Origin of the sequence: Ralstonia sp. 25C (assembly GCF_051904805.1) — a bacterium.
In the GTDB taxonomy this organism is placed as follows: Bacteria; Pseudomonadota; Gammaproteobacteria; order Burkholderiales; family Burkholderiaceae; genus Ralstonia.
In genome coordinates, this window is record NZ_CP196738.1 from 1,301,031 (window position 1) to 1,318,483 (window position 17,453).

The following is a 17,453-nucleotide window of genomic DNA, read 5'->3' on the forward strand; positions in this document are numbered from 1 at the left end:
GCGTCAGGAAAGCCGGTGATGTGCGGTTACGCGAACAAGCGGAGAGGCAGGCGGAAAGGAGCTGAGCCAATGGCGCCACCAGCCACCGGCTCAGTGTGACTTGCCGGGCGCCGCTGACCGCGCAAAGCGGTTGCGGCATCACCGGTGGATCTGATGAGCGTCAGGTCTTGGCTTTGGCTCGCTCCTCCGGCGTCAGCGCGCTCAGTTCGTGTAGCAATCGCTGGAAGTCGAGCGGCTTGGCCAGATGTGCATCGAACCCGGCGTCGTGCGTTGCCTGAATCTCCTCCTGCCGGCTCTGTCCGGTCAGGGCGATTGCGCGAACGCCGCGCAAGGCAGGGTTGGCGCGGATTGTGCGCATCAGCTCATGGCCATCCATGGACGGCATGCCGATGTCCGACACGACGGCATCGAACGGTTCGGCTGCCAGCATCTGAAGTGCGGTCCGGCCGTCGCCGGCAGCTTTGACGCGGGCGCCTTCGAGTTCGAGCAGCACGGTCAATGAAGCCGCCGTTTCCGCATGATCTTCCACCAGTAGGACGCGCACGCCGGCAATTGTCCGGCTCTTTCCCGTGGTGTCCTGCAATGGGCTGCTCTCGTCCTCCACCGCCGGGAGCCACACCGTCATGCGGGCGCCATGGCCCGGTCCGCCCGATTCCGCGCGGATCCGGCCGCCGTGCATCTCGACGAGTTGCCTGACAAGCGCGAGGCCGATGCCGAGACCACCCCGGGCGCGGCTACGCGGTGCCTGATGGAACATATCGAAGATATACGGCAAGGTTGCCGCGTCGATGCCCTGGCCGTCGTCGTTCACCTCCAGGCGCAGCATCCGGCCGTCGCGCGATAGACGAACCACGATATGCCCGCCGGAATCCGTGAACTTCAGTGCGTTCGAGATCAGGTTCCAGAGGATCTGCTCACAACGGACGGGATCGGCCAGCGTTATCGCGGGCGTATCCGGCACCTCGATCCGCAGGGGATGCGCCGGGCGTGCGCGTCCTCCTCACAGGTGTCGGCAATGCTAGTGAGCATGGCCGCCAGATCGACACGCGAGACTTCGAGCGCGAGCTTGCCGGTCTGGATGCGCGAGAGGTCGAGCAGGTCGTCAATGATTTGCGCTTGGCTGCGCACCGCATGCCGGATCGCCGCCGCCGCTTCCCGGACCGCAGCGACATGGCGCACCTCCGGCAGGCGGGGCAGCATCTCCGCTTTCACACCGATCAGGTTGAGCGGGTGCTTCAGCTCGTGCGACAGCACGGCGATGAACTCGTCCTTCAGCTGGTTCGCGCTAAGGGCCTGCTCACGTGCGGCCTGCTCGCGGGCAAGCGCTTCGCGGCTGGCATCCTCGCGTTGCTTGCGGGCCGTCAGGTCTCGCAGGATCTTGGCGAAGCCGTTGAACGACGTATCGGTAATCGGTGTGACCACACCGCTGCAGAAGATTCGCCGTCCATCTTTGGTACGGTGCCAGCGCTCGTCGTCGGCACGGCCTTCCTTGGCCGCCGCGTCGCGCTCATGTGCAGGCACCAGCGCTTGCCGGTCGTTGTGCTCGTAGATCAGCTCGATGTTCTGGCCTAGCACTTCCGCCTCGGAGTAGCCGAAGATGCGTTCCGCACCGGCGTTCCAGCTCACGATCGAACCGGTGGAATCCTGGATGACGATCGCGTAGTCCTTGGTGGACTGCGCGACAAGGCGCAAGCGCCGTTCGCCCGCCCGCGCCTTTTCTTCGGCCTCGTGGCGGTCCGTGATGTCGATCAAGGTGATGACTGCGCCATCGATGTGATCGTCGGCGGTGCGATAGGGCAACAGCCGCATCAGATACCAGCGCCCGGCCTCGCTCTGGATCTCACGCTCGGTCAGCCGGAGCGACTGGAACGACTGCCGTACGTCGTCGGCAAGCGTCGGGTAGCGCAGCGAGTGCGTGATGTGAAAGAGCGAGCGACCGAGGTCCGAGTCGATCAGGTTGAAGATGGCCGTCGCGTTGGGCGTGAAGCGCTTGACGCGGATTTCCTTGTCGACGAAGACCGTGGCGATCTCGCTCGATGCGATGATGTTGTGCAGATCGTCGTTAGCCTTGGCCGTGTCTTCGATCCGCGCCTGCATTTCCGCGTTGGCGGTAGTCAGCTCTTCGTTGACCGACTGCAGCTCTTCCTTGCTGCTTTCGAGTTCTTCGCTGGTGGAGCGTAGTTCTTCGTTAATGGCTTGCAGCTCTTCATTCGAGGCCTTCAGCTCTTCTACCGACGTCTCGTACTGTTCGATGATCGTCGCCAGTTGCTCGCGGCTGTGCTGCAACTCCTGTTCAAGCTGGGCGAGTACCGGATCCTGGCCCGTGGCTTCGGCCTGCTCTTCGTCGGTCATGTGACCGGCAACTTCGTCGAACACGATCAGGAGGAATTCAGCACTTGCCACGGTGTCGTGAAACGGCCGCACGGTCATGTTGATCCACGAGACGCGGCCTTCGTGCACCCATTTGACCCGGCGCGATTCGACGCTCGTGCCCGTTTGCAGCGCGCGGAAAATCGCGGTGCGCAAGTCGAGCCTGAGGTCGGGCAGCACCAGCGTCATGATGTTGCTGGAGAGCTCGCCGCCGACGTGACGCAGGAAGCGTCCCGCGTTGTCGGACAGATGCACGACATTCGATTCGCGGTCGATGATCACGCTCGGCGGCGAATACGTTTCGAGCGCGCGCTGATGAAGCTCCGAATAGGAGAAATTGCGCTGTGCCGGACTGGCGGGCGGCCGCAGAAGCGGGGGAGCTGTCCGCTCATCAGTGCCGGTCGGCTCTCCCTGGAGCAGCGGCGGGAAGCCCATCGCAGGCTTGGCCCGATGCGTCACCACTCGCGCACGGTAGATGCGCCACTTCTTGTCCACCACGGCAAAGAGATCGTCTGCTGCATCCGCCGACTCCGCCGTGCCCAGGAACAGGTATCCGTTGGGGCGCAGCGCGAAGTGGAACAGTTCGAGAATCTGCCGCTGTACCGAGCGCTCCAGATAGATCAAAACGTTGCGGCATGAAACCAGGTCGAGATGCGAGAACGGCGGATCGCGCAGCAGGCTGTGCGGCGCAAACAGAATGCGCTCGCGCACAGCCTTGGCCACCTGATAATGTGCACCCTCCCGCATGAAATAGCGCTGCAGCAGCGGAGCGGGTACATCGCTTGCGATGGAGAGCGGATACGACCCGGTACGCGCGCGGCCGATCGCCGCTTCGTCGATATCGGTGGCGAACACCTGAATCGGCCGGCCGGCCCCAGCCTTGTCGCGCGCCTGCGCCAATTGCAGCGAGATGGAATAGGCTTCTTCGCCAGTCGCACAGCCGGCAACCCACACGCGCACCTGCGCGTCCGAGGGCTGTTCAGAAAACAACGTCGTAATGACTTCGCGGCCGAGATAGTCAAACGCGTCCGGATCCCGGAAGAACTGGGTGACACCGATCAGCATGTCGCTGAGCAAGGCATGCGCCTCGTCGGGCGTTGCGCGCAGGAAATCGCGGTAGCCGATCAGATCACGCTGGCCGTTGACCTGCATGCGACGTTCAATGCGCCGGAGGATCGTGGCCCGCTTGTATAGCCGGAAGTCGTGGCCAGTGCGCACACGGAGGTGCATGAGGATGTCGGACAGCGCCCGTTCCGGGTCGTTGGCGAGCACTTTTGCCGTGTCCTGGGGCGCTTCCGTTGCCTCGATATCGTCCATCTGGATGCGCTGCGCGTTGCTCCAGAGCTCCAGAAGCCGCTGCGGCATTTCTGCGGCCGGCAGGACAATGTCGACCTGGTTCGTGGCGATCGCATGCTGCGGCATCTCCGTGTGTTCGGCATCAGAGGGGGTCTGGGCCAGTGTGATGCCGCCCGCCTCTTTGATGCGGCTCAGTCCGGCCGCGCCGTCGGACCCGGCGCCGGAGAGCACGATACCAATGGCATACCGCTCGTGTGCGTCGGCAAGCGTGCGGAAAAAATGATCGATGGGGAACGCCTGGCCCGACGGCAATTCCTGTTCGGGCGCACGTAGGCAGCCATCGGACATTTCCAGCCGCTTGCCGGGCGCGATCACGTAAATGTGGTTCTTCTGAATCGGCACCGTGCCCGTTACTTGGTGCACCGGCATGCCGGTCGTGCGCTGCAGAATGTCGCCGAAGTGACTTGCGTGCTCTGGGGCCAGATGCACGATCACCACAAACGCCATTTCCATGGAGGTGGGAGCGTTCTCGAAAAACGTCTTCAGAGCGGTGACGCCGCCAGCCGATGCGCCGATCCCAACCACCGGAAAGTGCAGGTCGCTTTTTACCGTGGGATTGGAACCGGTCACTTCCGGGGCTACGGACTTCTGCCGTGACATTGCATTGCTCCTCGTCTTGTTTGCGCGAACAGGCACCGACGGCCTTTCGCGAGCTCCCGCTTGAGGGACGTTCTATCGACCCGTTGAAGTGCGTATTGTAGGGTCACGGGTCACCCGTCTTCCAACGCAGTTATGGCGCAACAAAAGGCATGCCAATCATCGCGCTTGCATGGGCGATCCAATGCCGGTGATAGCAGGGACGACCCCATGGCTTCCATCGCGAAGCACCTGTGGGTGGGGAGAGCGACCTTCATGTCATCCATTTTCTAGCCACACAGTCCTCGCGAGCATCACTTCGTTTTGAATTGTGTTTGTCATAGTTGACAAAGATATCAGTTATGACTAAATTCCGCTTGCTCGCGGCGGAACTGGCACCAACAACGGGCTGTTGCTACGCAGTCAAAAAAGGCGGATCGCGCGCGGTTTAGTTGCCGCGTCAATCTGCGACTGCACCTGCGGGCCTTGTTTGAGGTGCTTATGGACCATTTCGAGAGCTTGCGGCTCTTTCGTACGATCGTCGAAGTCAAAAACTTCAGGCGCGCGGGGCAGATGTTCGGGGTATCGCCGTCAGTCGTATCGCGGGCGATGACGTCTTTGGAAGAGCGGCTCGGCGCGCGCCTCTTCCACCGATCCACCAAGCAGTTCTCGTTGACGGACGCGGCGCACCGCTTCTACGACGGATGCTGCCGTGTGCTCGACGATCTGGATTGCCTGGAATCCGATGCGCGCAGCCAGGGGCATCTGCCGGTTGGCGTCTTGCGGCTCGTTGCGCATACGACCGCAACGTCGGGCTGGCTTGCGCCACTGGTGGCGTCGTTCAAGCGCAAGAACCCGAACGTCATGGTTGAGGTGACCTTGGTGGAGGGCACCGTCGATCTGGCAACCGAGGGCTACGACATCGGCCTGGTATTGCCCTTCATGCTGGCCACCGACTTGGCTGTGACGCGGCTGCTGCATCGCTTGCCATTGGCGGTCGTGGCGACACCGCACTACCTGGACGCGCGTGGGCGCCCGTGTCACCCGGCCGATCTGGCTGACCATGTGTTCGTTACCGTACCGCCTTCCGTGCACAAGCCCATCGTGACGTTCCGCACGGATGGGGCGCCGCTGGTCGTTCCGCTGCGGTACGAAATTGCCTCGAACAACGCCGCATTCAATCGTGAAGTCGTACTGGCTGGACTTGGCATGGGGCTGCTGCCCTTGGCACTGGTGGAAGACGATCTGCGCGAAGGGCGCCTCGTCCGGTTGGTGGGTGAACACGACATCCTGGATACCGCAGCGGAGGTTCGCCTCGCCTACATGAGCCGAACGCTGGTGCCCGCCAAAGTCAGGGCTTTCATTGACCATGCCGTCGCGTACTTCGAGGAGCGGTGAGATGCGGGGACCGTCTTCTCGGGCGAGCACCATTGCCGATTGCGAACGGTGCAATGTCCATCATCAAGGTAGCGCGCGCGGTTCGAAAACGCTGATGTCCACCCTGATACGCCGCCAGGCCTGGCTATGGGGACTTGTTGCGCTGGCAATCGGTGGACTCATGTGGGCGCTGCGGCCGGTGCTGACGCCGTTCCTCCTGGGCGCACTCATCGCCTACATGCTGCAGCCGGGGGTGGAGTGGCTGGCGCGGCACCGCGTGCCTCGCTGGCTCGCTGCGCTGGCGATGATCCTCTGCTTTGCGGCGCTGGCGGCGCTGCTCGTCACGCTCATGTTCGCCGTCGTCCAGACCGAAGGGCCGCAACTCCAGGAAAAAATTCCCGTGCTGCTTGCCAACCTGAATGCCTGGTTGCAGCCAAAGCTTGCCATTCTGGGGCTTGGCGTCGACCTGGATTTGGCGCATCTGCGCGATCTGCTGTCCGCGCCGCACTCTGGTGGCGATGGCAACGCTGTCCTCGCCGTCTGGCAATACCTGCGCACCAGCGGCAACGCGATGTTGACCGTGGTGGGTAACGTGGTGCTGGTGCCGCTGGTGCTGTTCTATCTGCTCTACGACCGGCACCAGATGTTTCAGCGCATGGAAAGCCTGGTCCCTCGGCGGTGGCTTGCCAGGACGCGGGCGTTCGTCATCGACATTGACCGGATGCTGTCGCAGTACCTGCGCGGGCAGCTTCTGGTGATGGTTGTGCTGGCCGCGTTCTACCCCATCGCCTTGACGCTGGCTGGCTTCGACATTGCCTTGCCGCTGGGCTTGTTCACTGGCTTGGCGGTGTTCATCCCTTATGTGGGATTTGCCGCCGGCCTGGCGCTCGCCATGTTGGCCGCCGTGCTGCAGTTTGGCGATCTGTATGGCATTGGCGCTGTTGCTGTGGTGTATGGCCTGGGTCAGATCCTTGAGAACGTCTTCCTTACGCCGCGCCTGATTGGCGAGCGCATTGGCTTGCACCCGTTGGCCGTGATCTTTGCGCTGCTGGCATTTGGCCACCTGTTCGGATTCTTTGGGGTGCTGCTGGCGTTGCCTGCCAGCGCCATTCTTGCGGCGGCGCTACGGGCGTTGCGTCACCGCTATCTCGCAAGCGAACTCTATCAAGCCTGATTGATGCACACCCTCGCCGTGTGCCGCGAGGGCTTAGGCTGGGGTGCTGACGTCCGTGACCGTTGGCAGCGGCAGTTGTGCAATGCGTTCCGCTTCCGCTCCTTTCACTCCCAGCGCCTGAAGTACAAAGACGGCCGCACGCTCTGCCAGACGCTCCACCCGAACCGCCGCCGCTGGGTGGCCGCGCCCTGCAGCGGCCGCGGCTGTTGAAAAGTGCAGCTCCGCGGCAACGCCGGCAAGCACGGTCCCAATCACGGAAAGCACGCTTGTCAGCGGGTCCGCCACCACAAAGCGCTTGGTGGCAAGCCCACGTTTGCTGTCGCGTAGCAGGCGCAAGCCGAGGCCGCGCGTCAGGGCACGTGTAGAGATGCCCTCCCGCATCAGCAGCCGGCCCCAAACCGGTTCGCGCTGCGCCCGCAGCAAGGTGTGACGGACCGAGATGGCGATGATCTCGGCCGGATCCGTCAAACCATACGCAACCCCATCCAACCGGTCGGCGAAGTCTTCAAACGCCCAGTCGATGAGGGCGGCGAAGAGCCCTTCCTTCGATTCGAAGTGGTTATAGAACGAGCCGAAGCCCACATCGGCGGCTTCGGTGATCTCGCTGATCGAGACGCACTCGATGCTTTTTTCCGACAGCAGCGCTAACGCCGCGTGAAGCAGGCGCGCCCGTGTTTCTTGTTTGCGCCGCGCACCGCGCCGCTGGTGGCGGCCTTCGGTCACGCGATTCATGAGGTTGCGCATAGGGATCTGGATTGGTTTTTTCAATGGTGATGATAGTGGCTTGCGTCATAGTTGACAATATCATCAGTTATGAGTTTAATGTCGTTCGTAGGGTCGATCAGGGTGAATTGCCCTGAGTAGGACGCGGTGATGGGGCAAGCGCCCGGCGACAAAGGCCAGAGAGCCGTCCGCCATGGCGTGCCAGCTGAATGCAGCCCATTTGCCGAGAAGTGGTTCCTGAACGCCGTGGAGACAGGCGACTCGCGTACCCGACATCCGAGTTCCGTTACGTGTTACCCGAGGGCTGATCGCGCAGAAGAGGCGCGGCTCCGGAATGCGCGTGACCCATTGTTCGTTAGGCCATCACTTGCTTGGAAACATCGTGAAATATCCCGGTCGTCAAGCGCGAACGACAGCGCGCCCCCAACTGTCCGTCGTCGGGCGTTCCAAACGCGCGCCTGTTGTCATTGCCGCCTGCTGCGCTGTGTTGCTGGCGGGCTGTCACCACAGTGAAACCCTGGTCGCAGCACCCAAGCCGGTCGTTGCGCTGACGCTGCATCCGGACGGCAACGCCGTCGCGAATACATTGCCCGGGCAGGTGCAGGCGCGGTACTCGACGCCGCTGTCGTTCCGTGTTGGCGGCAAAGTGGTCGAGCGCCGCGTGCGCATCGGCGATACCGTCAAGGAAGGGCAGGTGCTGGCGATGCTGGATCAGGCAGATCTGCGCAACGATCTGGCCAATGCCCGCGCGCAACTGGAAGCCGCAGAACATCGGCTGGTCTATGCCAAGCAACAGCTTGACCGTGACCGTGCGCAGTCGCAGGCGAACCTGATTGCGCCGGCGCAGATGGAGCAGACGCAGGACGCCTACGCCTCCGCGCTAGCGCAACGCGATTCCGCTCGTGCGCAAGCCACCCTGGTTGGCGACCGCCTGCGCTACGCGACGCTGGTGGCAGACCACGACGGCGTCATCACGTCAGAGGATGCCGACACCGGCCAGAACGTCCAGGCTGGCCAATCGATCTATCACCTCGATTGGACGGGCGACGTCAACATCGTTTGCGATGCACCGGAGCGCGCGCTGTCCTCCCTGACCGTCGGAAGCACGGCGCACGTAAGCCTGCCGGCTGTGCCCTCGCAAACCTTTGAGGCGCGCGTGCGTGAGGTATCGCCCGCGGCCGATCCGCAGAGCCGTACGTGGCGCGTCAAGCTGTCGCTCGCGGCGCCGAACGCCGCGGTGCGCATGGGCATGACTGCCAATATCGCTTTCGACGCCAAGGGCGACGCGGTGGCTGCGCATCCGTTCAAGCTGCCGGTCACCGCACTGTTCCACCGCGGCGAAGAGCCTGCGGTCTGGGTGGTGCGCGCGAACACAGATATCTTGGAGCTGCGCCCGGTCACCATCGCGCGTTACGACGAACGCAGCGTGCTGGTCGCTTCCGGCTTGCGCGACGGTGACCGCGTGGTGATGCAGGGCGTGCATGCCGTCAATGCCGGGCAACACGTGCAAGTGGTTGCGCCCCTGCACCCTGAGGACTTTGCATCATGAGTGCGGGTGATCGCGAAATCGTGCAGGGCACCGAGCAGGTGGCGACGCCTGCATCCCCGGCGGACGAAGGCGGCTTCAACCTGTCGGCATGGGCCCTGCGCCACCAGCAACTGGTGATCTTCCTGATCGGGCTGGCGACGCTGTTTGGCGTCATTGGCTACACGCATCTTGCGCAGTCAGAAGATCCGCCGTTCACATTCCGGACGATGGTGATCCAGACGTACTGGCCGGGCGCCACCGCGCGCGAAGTGCAGGAGCAGATCACCGACCGCATCGGGCGCCAGCTCCAGGCCGCGCCGTATGTCGATAACATCAAGAGCTACTCGCGCCCTGGCGAGTCGATGATCTTCTTCGCCATGAAGGATTCCGCCCCCGTCAAGGACGTGCCGGAGACCTGGTATCAGGTGCGAAAGAAAGTGGGCGACATCCGCGCGAACTTGCCCAAGGGCACGGTCGGGCCGTTCTTCAATGACGAGTTCGGTGACGTCTATACGAACATCTACGCCCTGGAAGGTGACGGCTTCTCGCCAGCGCAACTGCACGACTATGCGGACAAGCTGCGTACTGTGCTGCTGCGCGTGCCCGGCGTTGCGAAGGTGGACTACTTTGGTGATCCGGCTGAACACGTCTTCATCGAAATTTCCAACGCGCAGCTGACGCGGCTCGCCATCACACCGCAGCAGATCGCGCAGGCCATCGACGCACAGAACACCGTGGCGCCGGTCGGCACGATCACGACTGCCGATGACCGCGTGTTCGTGCGGCCCACCGGCGCGTTCAAGGATGTGCAGGCGCTGGCCGACATGCTGATCACCGTGAACAAGCGTTCGTTCCGGTTGGGCGATATCGCCAAGATCACGCGCGGCTACGACGATCCGCCCGTCACGCAGATGCGCACGAACGGCCATGCCGTGCTGGGCATCGGCGTGACGATGCAGAAGGGCGGTGATGTGATCGACCTCGGCAAGGCGCTCGACGCCACGGCGGGCGAACTGCAGGCGACGCTGCCGGCAGGGCTGAAGCTGTCTGCGATTTCGAGCATGCCGCATGCCGTCAAGCACTCTGTGGACGAGTTTGTACGCTCGGTCGGCGAAGCCGTGGCGATTGTGCTGGTGGTGAGCCTGGTATCGCTGGGCTTGCGCACCGGCATGGTGGTCGTGATCTCCATCCCGATCGTGCTGGCCATCACGGCGTTGTGCATGCACATGTTCGGCATCGGGCTGGACAAGGTTTCACTGGGTACGCTGGTGCTGGCGCTCGGGCTGCTGGTGGATGACGCCATCATTGCCGTCGAGATGATGGCTGTGAAGCTGGAGCAGGGATGGAGCCGCATGCGCGCCGCCGCCTTTGCGTACTCCAGCACGGCATTCCCGATGCTGACCGGGACGCTGGTGACGGTGTCCGGCTTCCTGCCGATCGCGCTGGCCAAGTCGAGCACGGGCGAGTACACGCGCTCGATCTTTGAGGTGTCCGCCATCTCGCTGATCGTGTCGTGGTTTGCCGCCGTGGTCCTGGTGCCGCTGCTGGGCTATCACATGCTGCCGGAGCACAAGAACGGCGTCTCGGAACATGGTCATGAGCACGATATCTACAACACCGGCTTCTATCAGCGTCTGTCCGGCTGGATCTCGTTCTGCATCGAGCGTCGCTGGGTGATTCTGGGTGTGACGGCTGTGCTATTCGCACTGGGCATGGCAGCGTTCACCCGTGTGCCGCAACAGTTCTTCCCGAATTCCGAGCGGCCCGAGTTGCTGGTGGATATTCGCTTGCCGGAAGGCGCTTCGTTTGATGCCACGCTGCGCGAGGCAAAGCGTCTGGAGAAAGCGCTGGATGGCCGAAAAGAGATCGAACACTTTGTCGACTACGTCGGCACCGGTGCCCCGCGCTTCTATCTGCCGCTGGACCAGCAACTCCAACAGCCGAACTTCGCACAGTTCGTGATCACGGCCAAGAACGTGGAAGAACGCGATGCGCTCTCGCGCTGGCTTAACGCCACGCTGGAGAAGGATTTCTCCGGTGTCCGCACCCGTGTGGCTCAGCTTGAGAACGGTCCGCCCGTTGGCTTCCCGATCAAGTTCCGTGTGAGCGGCGACGACATTGCGACCGTACGCAACATCGCCGACAAGGTGGCCGAGAAGGTGCGTGCCGATGCCCGCACGCAGAACGTGCAGTTCGATTGGGATGAACCGGCCGAACGTTCGATGTCGTTCGAGATCGACCAGATCAAGGCGCGCCAACTCGGCGTGACGTCGGAGGATGTCTCCAACTTCCTGGCCATGACGCTGTCCGGCTACACGGTCACGCAGTATCGCGAGCGCGACAAGCTCATCAACGTCGATCTGCGCGCACCGAAGACGGAACGCGTCGACCCCGCAAAGCTCGCTGGCCTGGCAATGCCCACGCCCAATGGCCCGGTTCCGCTCGGCGCGCTTGGGCATGTGCAGAACAAGCTCGAGTACGGCGTGATCTGGGAACGCGATCGCCAGCCCACCATCACGGTGCAGGCCGACGTGCGCGGCAACGCGCAAGGCATTGGCGTGACGCGTGACATCGATCAGGCGCTGGCCGCTGAACGCGCCAAGCTGCCGGTGGGCTATCGCATCCAGATCGGCGGGGCGGTGGAAGAGAGCGTGAAGGGCCAGACGTCGATCAATGCCGAGATGCCGCTGATGATCATTGCCGTGTTGACGCTGCTGATGATCCAGCTCAAGAGCTTCTCGCGCACGTTCATTGTCGTGTTGACCGCACCGCTGGGGCTGATTGGCGTGGTGACTGCACTGCTGCTGTTCGGCAAGCCGTTCGGGTTCGTGGCGCTGCTCGGGGTGATTGCCATGTTCGGGATCATCATGCGCAACTCCGTGATTCTGGTGGACCAGATCGACCAGGACATCGCGGCGGGCCAAAAACGCTTCGACGCCATCATCGGCGCGACGGTACGGCGCTTCCGCCCCATCATGCTGACCGCTGCTGCCGCCGTGCTGGCGCTGATTCCACTGCTGCGCTCGGGCTTCTTCGGGCCAATGGCCACCGCGCTGATGGGCGGTATCACCATCGCCACGGTCCTGACCATCTTCTTCCTGCCGGCGCTGTATGCCGCGTGCTTCAAGGTCCGCCCCGACGAACGGGAACTGCCTGCGGCCGGCACTGCAGCCCTGGAGCATTGATCATGAAACTCTCTCGTATGACGTGCGCACTTGCCGCTACGTCGGTGCTCGCACTCACGGCATGCTCCTTGGCGCCTACCAGCACGCCGCCTGCGGTGCCCTCGCCGGAGCACTATGGCCTGGTCACGCCGCCTGCAAAGACGGTGGAAGCGGCAGGCGTTGCCCAGCAGTTTGATGTGGGGGCTGCGCCTGTGCCGCAATGGTGGAAGCTCTATCGTTCCGATGCATTGAACGCGTTGGTGGAGGAGGGGCTGCGCAACAACCCCACGCTGGCCGCAACGCAAAAGACCCTATCCGCCGCGCAGGAGGAACTGCGTGCACAGGTAGGTGCATCGACGCTGCCGTCCCTCGATGCCGGGGCGCAGGTCGCGCGCCAACGCACGCCAAACCTGACGGGCGTGGGGCCCGAGGCGCTGCGTTACAACGTGTTCGTTGGGCAATTGCAGGCGCATTACACGTTCGACCTGTTTGGTGCGACGCGCTATGCCAATGCCGCGAGCGCGGCGCGGGTGGACGTGCGCGGCTGCGAACTGGAGGCGGCACGGCGTGCGCTCGCCGCGAATATTGTCGGCACTGTGATCAACGCAGCAGCGCTGGATCAGCAGATCGCACTGACGGAACGCCTCGTTGTGGTGGCAGACGCGACGGCGCGCGATAGCCAGCGGCGGTATGAGCTGGGGGCGCTGTCGCATGCGCAGGCGCTGGCTTCGACGCAAAGCGCCGCATCGCTGGCGGCGACGCTGCCGCAGTTGCGTCAACAGCGTGCGGTGTCCATCCACGCACTGGCGGTGTTGCTGGGCCGCACCCCGGATGCAGCGCCAGCAGTGCCGGAGTTCAGCAGCCTGTCGCTGCCGAGCCAGGTGCCTGTCGCCGTGCCGTCGGATCTGCTGCGTGCTCGCCCGGATATCCGCGCCGCTGCCGCTGCGGTCAAGGCGGCGTCAGCAGATGCGGGCGAGGCCACCGCACAGCTCTTTCCGAGCCTGTCGCTCACGGCCTCGCTCGGTCGTGGCGGGTTGAGCTGGCCGGCATTGCTCTCAGGTGCGGGCGGGTTGTGGGCCGTGGGCGCGGGGCTGTCGCAGCCGATCTTCCACGGTGGCGCATTGATGGCGCACCGCCGGGCCACGCTCGAGCTGTATGACGCAACGGTGCTGCAGTACAAGTCGGCCGTCCTGTCGGCATTTGAAAACGTTGCCGATACGCTCGCCGCACTGGAGAACGATGCGCAGACGCTTGCTTCCGCAGAAGTGGCATCGACGGCAGCGCGTACAGCGTTCAAGGAGACCGCATCGCGCCACCGCTTGGGCGCCTTGCCCGCATCCGCTGAGCAATCGAGCGAGCAGCAATATCTGAATGCGCAGCTCGACACCGTGCGCGCGACCAGCCGGCGCATGAGCGACACGGCTGCGTTGCTGCAGGCCATGGGTGAACTGCCCGCCAACACCGATCAGACGATCGCCAAAGACTGACATTGCCTTTGCACGGGCTCGGCTCCTACGCCACAAGCGTGGGGAGCCGCGCTTCGCCTGCAATGCCGATTGGCTTAGGCCACTCCTATGGAATCCGCCCACCTGATTGCCTGTCATGAATGCGACCGCGTGTTTCGGCGGCCGCCACTGTCGGATGGCTTGCATGTTCGATGCTCGCGCTGTGCGAACGACCTGAGCGGTGCCCATCACGCCCGCCCGACACTCGACTTCACCTGCGCCATGGCGGTTGCGGCGCTCATTGCGCTGGCGATCGCGCAATGCTTCCCGATCATTGCGCTCAAAGCGCAGGGCATGGCGTCGCAAGCCACGTTGCTTGACGCGGTGTCTTCCCTATGGGCAGGGCAGATGCATATCGTGGCTGCGGTCGTGTTCTTTACGACCACGCTGTTCCCAACGATGGAATTGCTCGCGTTGCTTTACGTGTTGCTTCCCTTGCGCGCGGGCAGTGTGCCTCCAGGCTTTCGCCACGTCATCCGGTTTCTTCAATGGCTTCGGCCTTGGGGAATGATCGAAGTCTTCATGCTCGGTGTGCTCGTCACGACGGTAAAGATGGTCAGCTTGGCGCGGGTGATTCCTGGCGCCGGCCTGTTTGCATTCGGCGCATTGACGGTGCTGCTTGCGCTGGTTTCGCGGTTCGATCCGCACAGGCTCTGGCACGCCTGCGACGAGATCGAGGCACCGGACGGTGCGACGCCATCTGCCGAATTGCGAGCGGACGCAGTGAAGGCCGTCTCCGCAAAACAGGCCGGGCTGGTTGTCTGCCACACCTGCGGCAGCGTGCAACCGCTTCACGATGGCGAAGCACACCAAAGGTGCAGTCGTTGCCATACGGTCCTGCACGAACGCCGTCCGGCCAGCGTTTCGCGGACAGCCGCGTTGCTTCTGGCTGCCGCGCTGCTTTACATCCCCGCCAATCTGTTGCCGGTGATGCACAGCACTTCACTCGGCCGTTCAGAAGACGACACCATCCTGAGCGGGGTGGCGTACTTCTGGACCTCGGGCGATTGGGGCCTCGCTGCCGTCGTCTTTATTGCCAGCGTGGTGGTGCCGATGCTCAAGCTTGCCATTCTGGCGCTGCTGGTATTCGCGGCACATCGGCGCTCCGCCTGGCGCCCGCACGAAAGGACACGGCTCTATCGCCTGGTCGAGCGCATCGGCCGGTGGTCGATGCTCGATGTGTTCGTGGTGGCGCTCACGGTTGCCCTGGTGCACTTCGGCTCCTTCGCCGTCATCACCGCTGGCCCGGGCGCACTGGCCTTTGGCGCTGTGGTGATCCTCACCATGATCGCCTCCATGCAGTTTGACCCCCGGCTGATCTGGGACTCCATCCCCGACGACGCCGAATCCGCGCAAGACGATTCCTGAACGGATTCCGCGCACAACACTCGTCCGCCACATTCTCTTTTCACGCAATGCGTCCTATCGATCTACCCCTTCCCGAGATCACGCCCCGGCGGCGCTGGCTTCCCTCCATGGTCTGGCTGGTACCGCTGATTGCGGCCTTGATCGGGCTCGCGCTGGTCGCCAAGACCATCGCCGAGAAAGGCCCGGCCGTGACCGTCACCTTTGCCAATGCCGAAGGCCTTGAGGCCGGCAAGACGAAGGTGAAGTACAAGGACGTCGAGATCGGCACGATTCAAGCCATCTCACTGACCCCGGATCTCAAGCGCGTGATGGTGAAAATCCAGCTGGCGCGCGAAGCCGAACGTTTTGCGACCAAGGACACCCGGTTCTGGGTGGTCCGGCCACGTGTGGGCGCGAGCGGCATTTCCGGGCTGGGCACGTTGCTTTCGGGTGCGTACATCGGCGTGGATATCGGTCGTTCAAAAGACAGCCAGACCCAGTTCGTGGGGCTGGAGAGCCCGCCCTCTGTCACCACTGATCAGCAAGGGCGTCAGTTCTCGCTGCACGGCGATTCGCTCGGGTCCGTCGATATTGGTGCGCCCGTTTTCTATCGCCATCTGCAAGTGGGGCAGGTGGTGGGCTTTGCGTTGGACAGGCAAGGCGGGGGCGTGCAGGTGAAGGTGTTCGTGAATGCGCCCTACGACAAGTACGTCGGCACCAATACGCGGTGGTGGCACGCCAGCGGGGTGGATCTGCGGCTCGATTCCAGCGGGTTGAAGCTGAATACGCAGTCGCTTGCCACCGTCATCGTCGGCGGCCTGGCGTTTCAGTCGCCGCAGGGCCAGGCTGATGGGCCTCCGCCGCCCGATAGCACCGTGTTCCAGTTGGCATCCGATGAAGCCGACGCCATGCGCGAGCCCGACGGTGCGCCGCTGACGGTGGTCATGCGATTCAACCAGTCGCTGCGTGGGTTGTCTGTCGGCGCGCCGGTGGATTTGCGCGGCATTGCGCTGGGCAACGTCACCGACATCGGCATCGAATACGACGAGACGGGCAAAACATTCAGCATGCGGGTCATGATGGCGCTGTATCCGTCGCGGCTCAGCCGGCGCAGCAACACATCGCTTCCGGCACCTGATACGCCGGGCGGGCATGAACTGCTGCAGCACTTGGTCATGCAGGGGCTGCGCGGGCAGCTTCGCATGGGCAACCTGCTGACGGGCCAGCTGTACGTGGCGCTCGACATGTTCCCCAAGGCGCCGCATGCAACGGTTGATGTCCATCGCTCTCCGGTGGAGTTGCCGACCGTTCCGAATTCGCTGGACGAATTGCAGGTGCAGCTTGCCGACATCGCGAAGAAGCTCAACCAGGTGCCCTTCGACAAGATCGGCAACAACCTGAACGGCGCGCTCGACAATGCAAACCGCCTATTCGGCCATCTGGATACGGAAGTGGTGCCGCAGGCGCGGGACACGCTGGCATCCGCACAGCAGACCTTCAACGCTGCACAGGCGACCTTGCGACAGGACTCGCCGCTCCAGTCGGATGTGCACGAGGCGATGCAGGAGCTGACGCGCACGCTTCAATCGCTCAATGCGCTGACGGACTATCTGGAGCGCCATCCGGAATCGCTGCTGTTCGGCAAGAAAGGAGATGCGCGGTGAGTGTGTCCTGGTTCCCAATTTGCCGCGTACTTGCCGGCGTCGTTGCCGGTGTCACGCTGGCGGCGTGTAGCTCGCCTCCGGCGCGTTTCCATCGCTTGGCTGCGGACGATGAGGTTGCGGTGGCAGCACCCGTATCGGCGTTGCTTGTTGACGTGCTGCCAGTTCGTGTTCCGCCGTCGGTAGCGGGCAGGCGGTTGGTAGTGCAGCGCAGTTCAGGCCAGGTCGACGTGCTGGAGATGGACCGCTGGGCGTCGCCCTTGGCCGATGAGATTCGTGCGGCGCTGTCGTCGGGGCTGGCGTTGCGGACCGGCGCGATGGACCTGCACGGCCTTCCCTATGGTGGAAAGCGCCCGGTATACCGCGTGGCCGTGGATGTACAACGGTTTGATGCGTGGCCCGGCTCGTATGTCTTGATCGACGCCGTCTGGACGATTCGCACGGCCGAAGATCGCCCAATGCTGACGTGCCGCAGTGTCGTTCGCGAAGACGTGGTCGCAGGCATTGACGGCGTGGTGCAGGGCCAGCGGCGCGCCGTGAACGCGCTGGCTTCGCAGATAGCGGAGCCTCTACTGGCTTACGCTGCCGCACCGTCAGAGCCGGTGCGGCCGATGCCAAGTTGCGTGAATTCGTCAGCCAGTATGTTGGCCAAGTGAGGTGGGTCGATCAGCG

The 17,453-nt window shown here is 63.4% G+C and carries 9 protein-coding genes and 1 pseudogene; 8 read left to right on the top strand and 2 right to left on the bottom strand.

Annotated elements, in window-relative coordinates; all coding sequences use genetic code 11:
• Positions 1 to 160 precede the first annotated feature (160 nt).
• Positions 161 to 4,326: pseudogene (locus ACS7SF_RS24315) on the bottom strand (CheR family methyltransferase).
• A 477-nt stretch (positions 4,327 to 4,803) separates the two neighbouring features.
• On the opposite strand from ACS7SF_RS24315, the gene ACS7SF_RS24320 reads away from it, so the two are divergent.
• Positions 4,804 to 5,700, top strand: coding sequence for a LysR family transcriptional regulator (locus tag ACS7SF_RS24320; protein WP_439893042.1), 897 nt, complete (start codon positions 4,804 to 4,806; stop codon positions 5,698 to 5,700).
• Between the two features lie 94 nt (positions 5,701 to 5,794).
• Positions 5,795 to 6,853 (top strand): AI-2E family transporter, encoded by a 1,059-nt coding sequence (locus ACS7SF_RS24325; RefSeq protein ID WP_439893043.1) that lies wholly within the window; start codon positions 5,795 to 5,797, stop codon positions 6,851 to 6,853.
• A 33-nt stretch (positions 6,854 to 6,886) separates the two neighbouring features.
• Here the strand turns inward: ACS7SF_RS24325 and ACS7SF_RS24330 are convergent, their stop codons facing one another.
• Positions 6,887 to 7,597 (bottom strand): TetR/AcrR family transcriptional regulator, encoded by a 711-nt coding sequence (locus ACS7SF_RS24330; RefSeq protein ID WP_439893044.1) that lies wholly within the window; start codon positions 7,595 to 7,597, stop codon positions 6,887 to 6,889.
• Positions 7,598 to 7,958: 361 nt separating this feature from the next.
• Between ACS7SF_RS24330 and ACS7SF_RS24335 the strand changes: the two genes are divergently transcribed.
• The 6 genes from ACS7SF_RS24335 to ACS7SF_RS24360 all read left to right on the top strand — a co-directional run bounded on the left by ACS7SF_RS24335 (position 7,959) and on the right by ACS7SF_RS24360 (position 17,437).
• Positions 7,959 to 9,125: an efflux RND transporter periplasmic adaptor subunit gene (locus ACS7SF_RS24335; protein ID WP_439893045.1), complete on the top strand. Its 1,167-nt coding sequence runs from the start codon at positions 7,959 to 7,961 to the stop codon at positions 9,123 to 9,125.
• Positions 9,122 to 12,289, top strand: coding sequence for an efflux RND transporter permease subunit (locus ACS7SF_RS24340; protein WP_439893046.1), 3,168 nt, complete (start codon positions 9,122 to 9,124; stop codon positions 12,287 to 12,289). Before ACS7SF_RS24335 ends, ACS7SF_RS24340 begins: the two co-directional genes overlap by 4 nt.
• A 2-nt stretch (positions 12,290 to 12,291) precedes the next feature.
• Positions 12,292 to 13,755: an efflux transporter outer membrane subunit gene (locus ACS7SF_RS24345; RefSeq protein ID WP_439893047.1), complete on the top strand. Its 1,464-nt coding sequence runs from the start codon at positions 12,292 to 12,294 to the stop codon at positions 13,753 to 13,755.
• Between the two features lie 87 nt (positions 13,756 to 13,842).
• Complete coding sequence (locus tag ACS7SF_RS24350; RefSeq protein ID WP_439893048.1) at positions 13,843 to 15,141, top strand: paraquat-inducible protein A; 1,299 nt, start codon at positions 13,843 to 13,845, stop codon at positions 15,139 to 15,141.
• Positions 15,142 to 15,188: 47 nt separating this feature from the next.
• Positions 15,189 to 16,784 carry an intermembrane transport protein PqiB gene (locus ACS7SF_RS24355; RefSeq protein ID WP_439893049.1) on the top strand — a complete coding sequence of 532 codons (1,596 nt, stop codon included), beginning with the start codon at positions 15,189 to 15,191 and terminating at the stop codon, positions 16,782 to 16,784.
• Between the two features lie 2 nt (positions 16,785 to 16,786).
• The gene (locus ACS7SF_RS24360) at positions 16,787 to 17,437 is read left to right on the top strand and encodes a PqiC family protein (RefSeq protein WP_439893050.1); all 651 of its coding nucleotides are present in this window, start codon (positions 16,787 to 16,789) and stop codon (positions 17,435 to 17,437) included.
• Positions 17,438 to 17,453 lie beyond the last annotated feature (16 nt).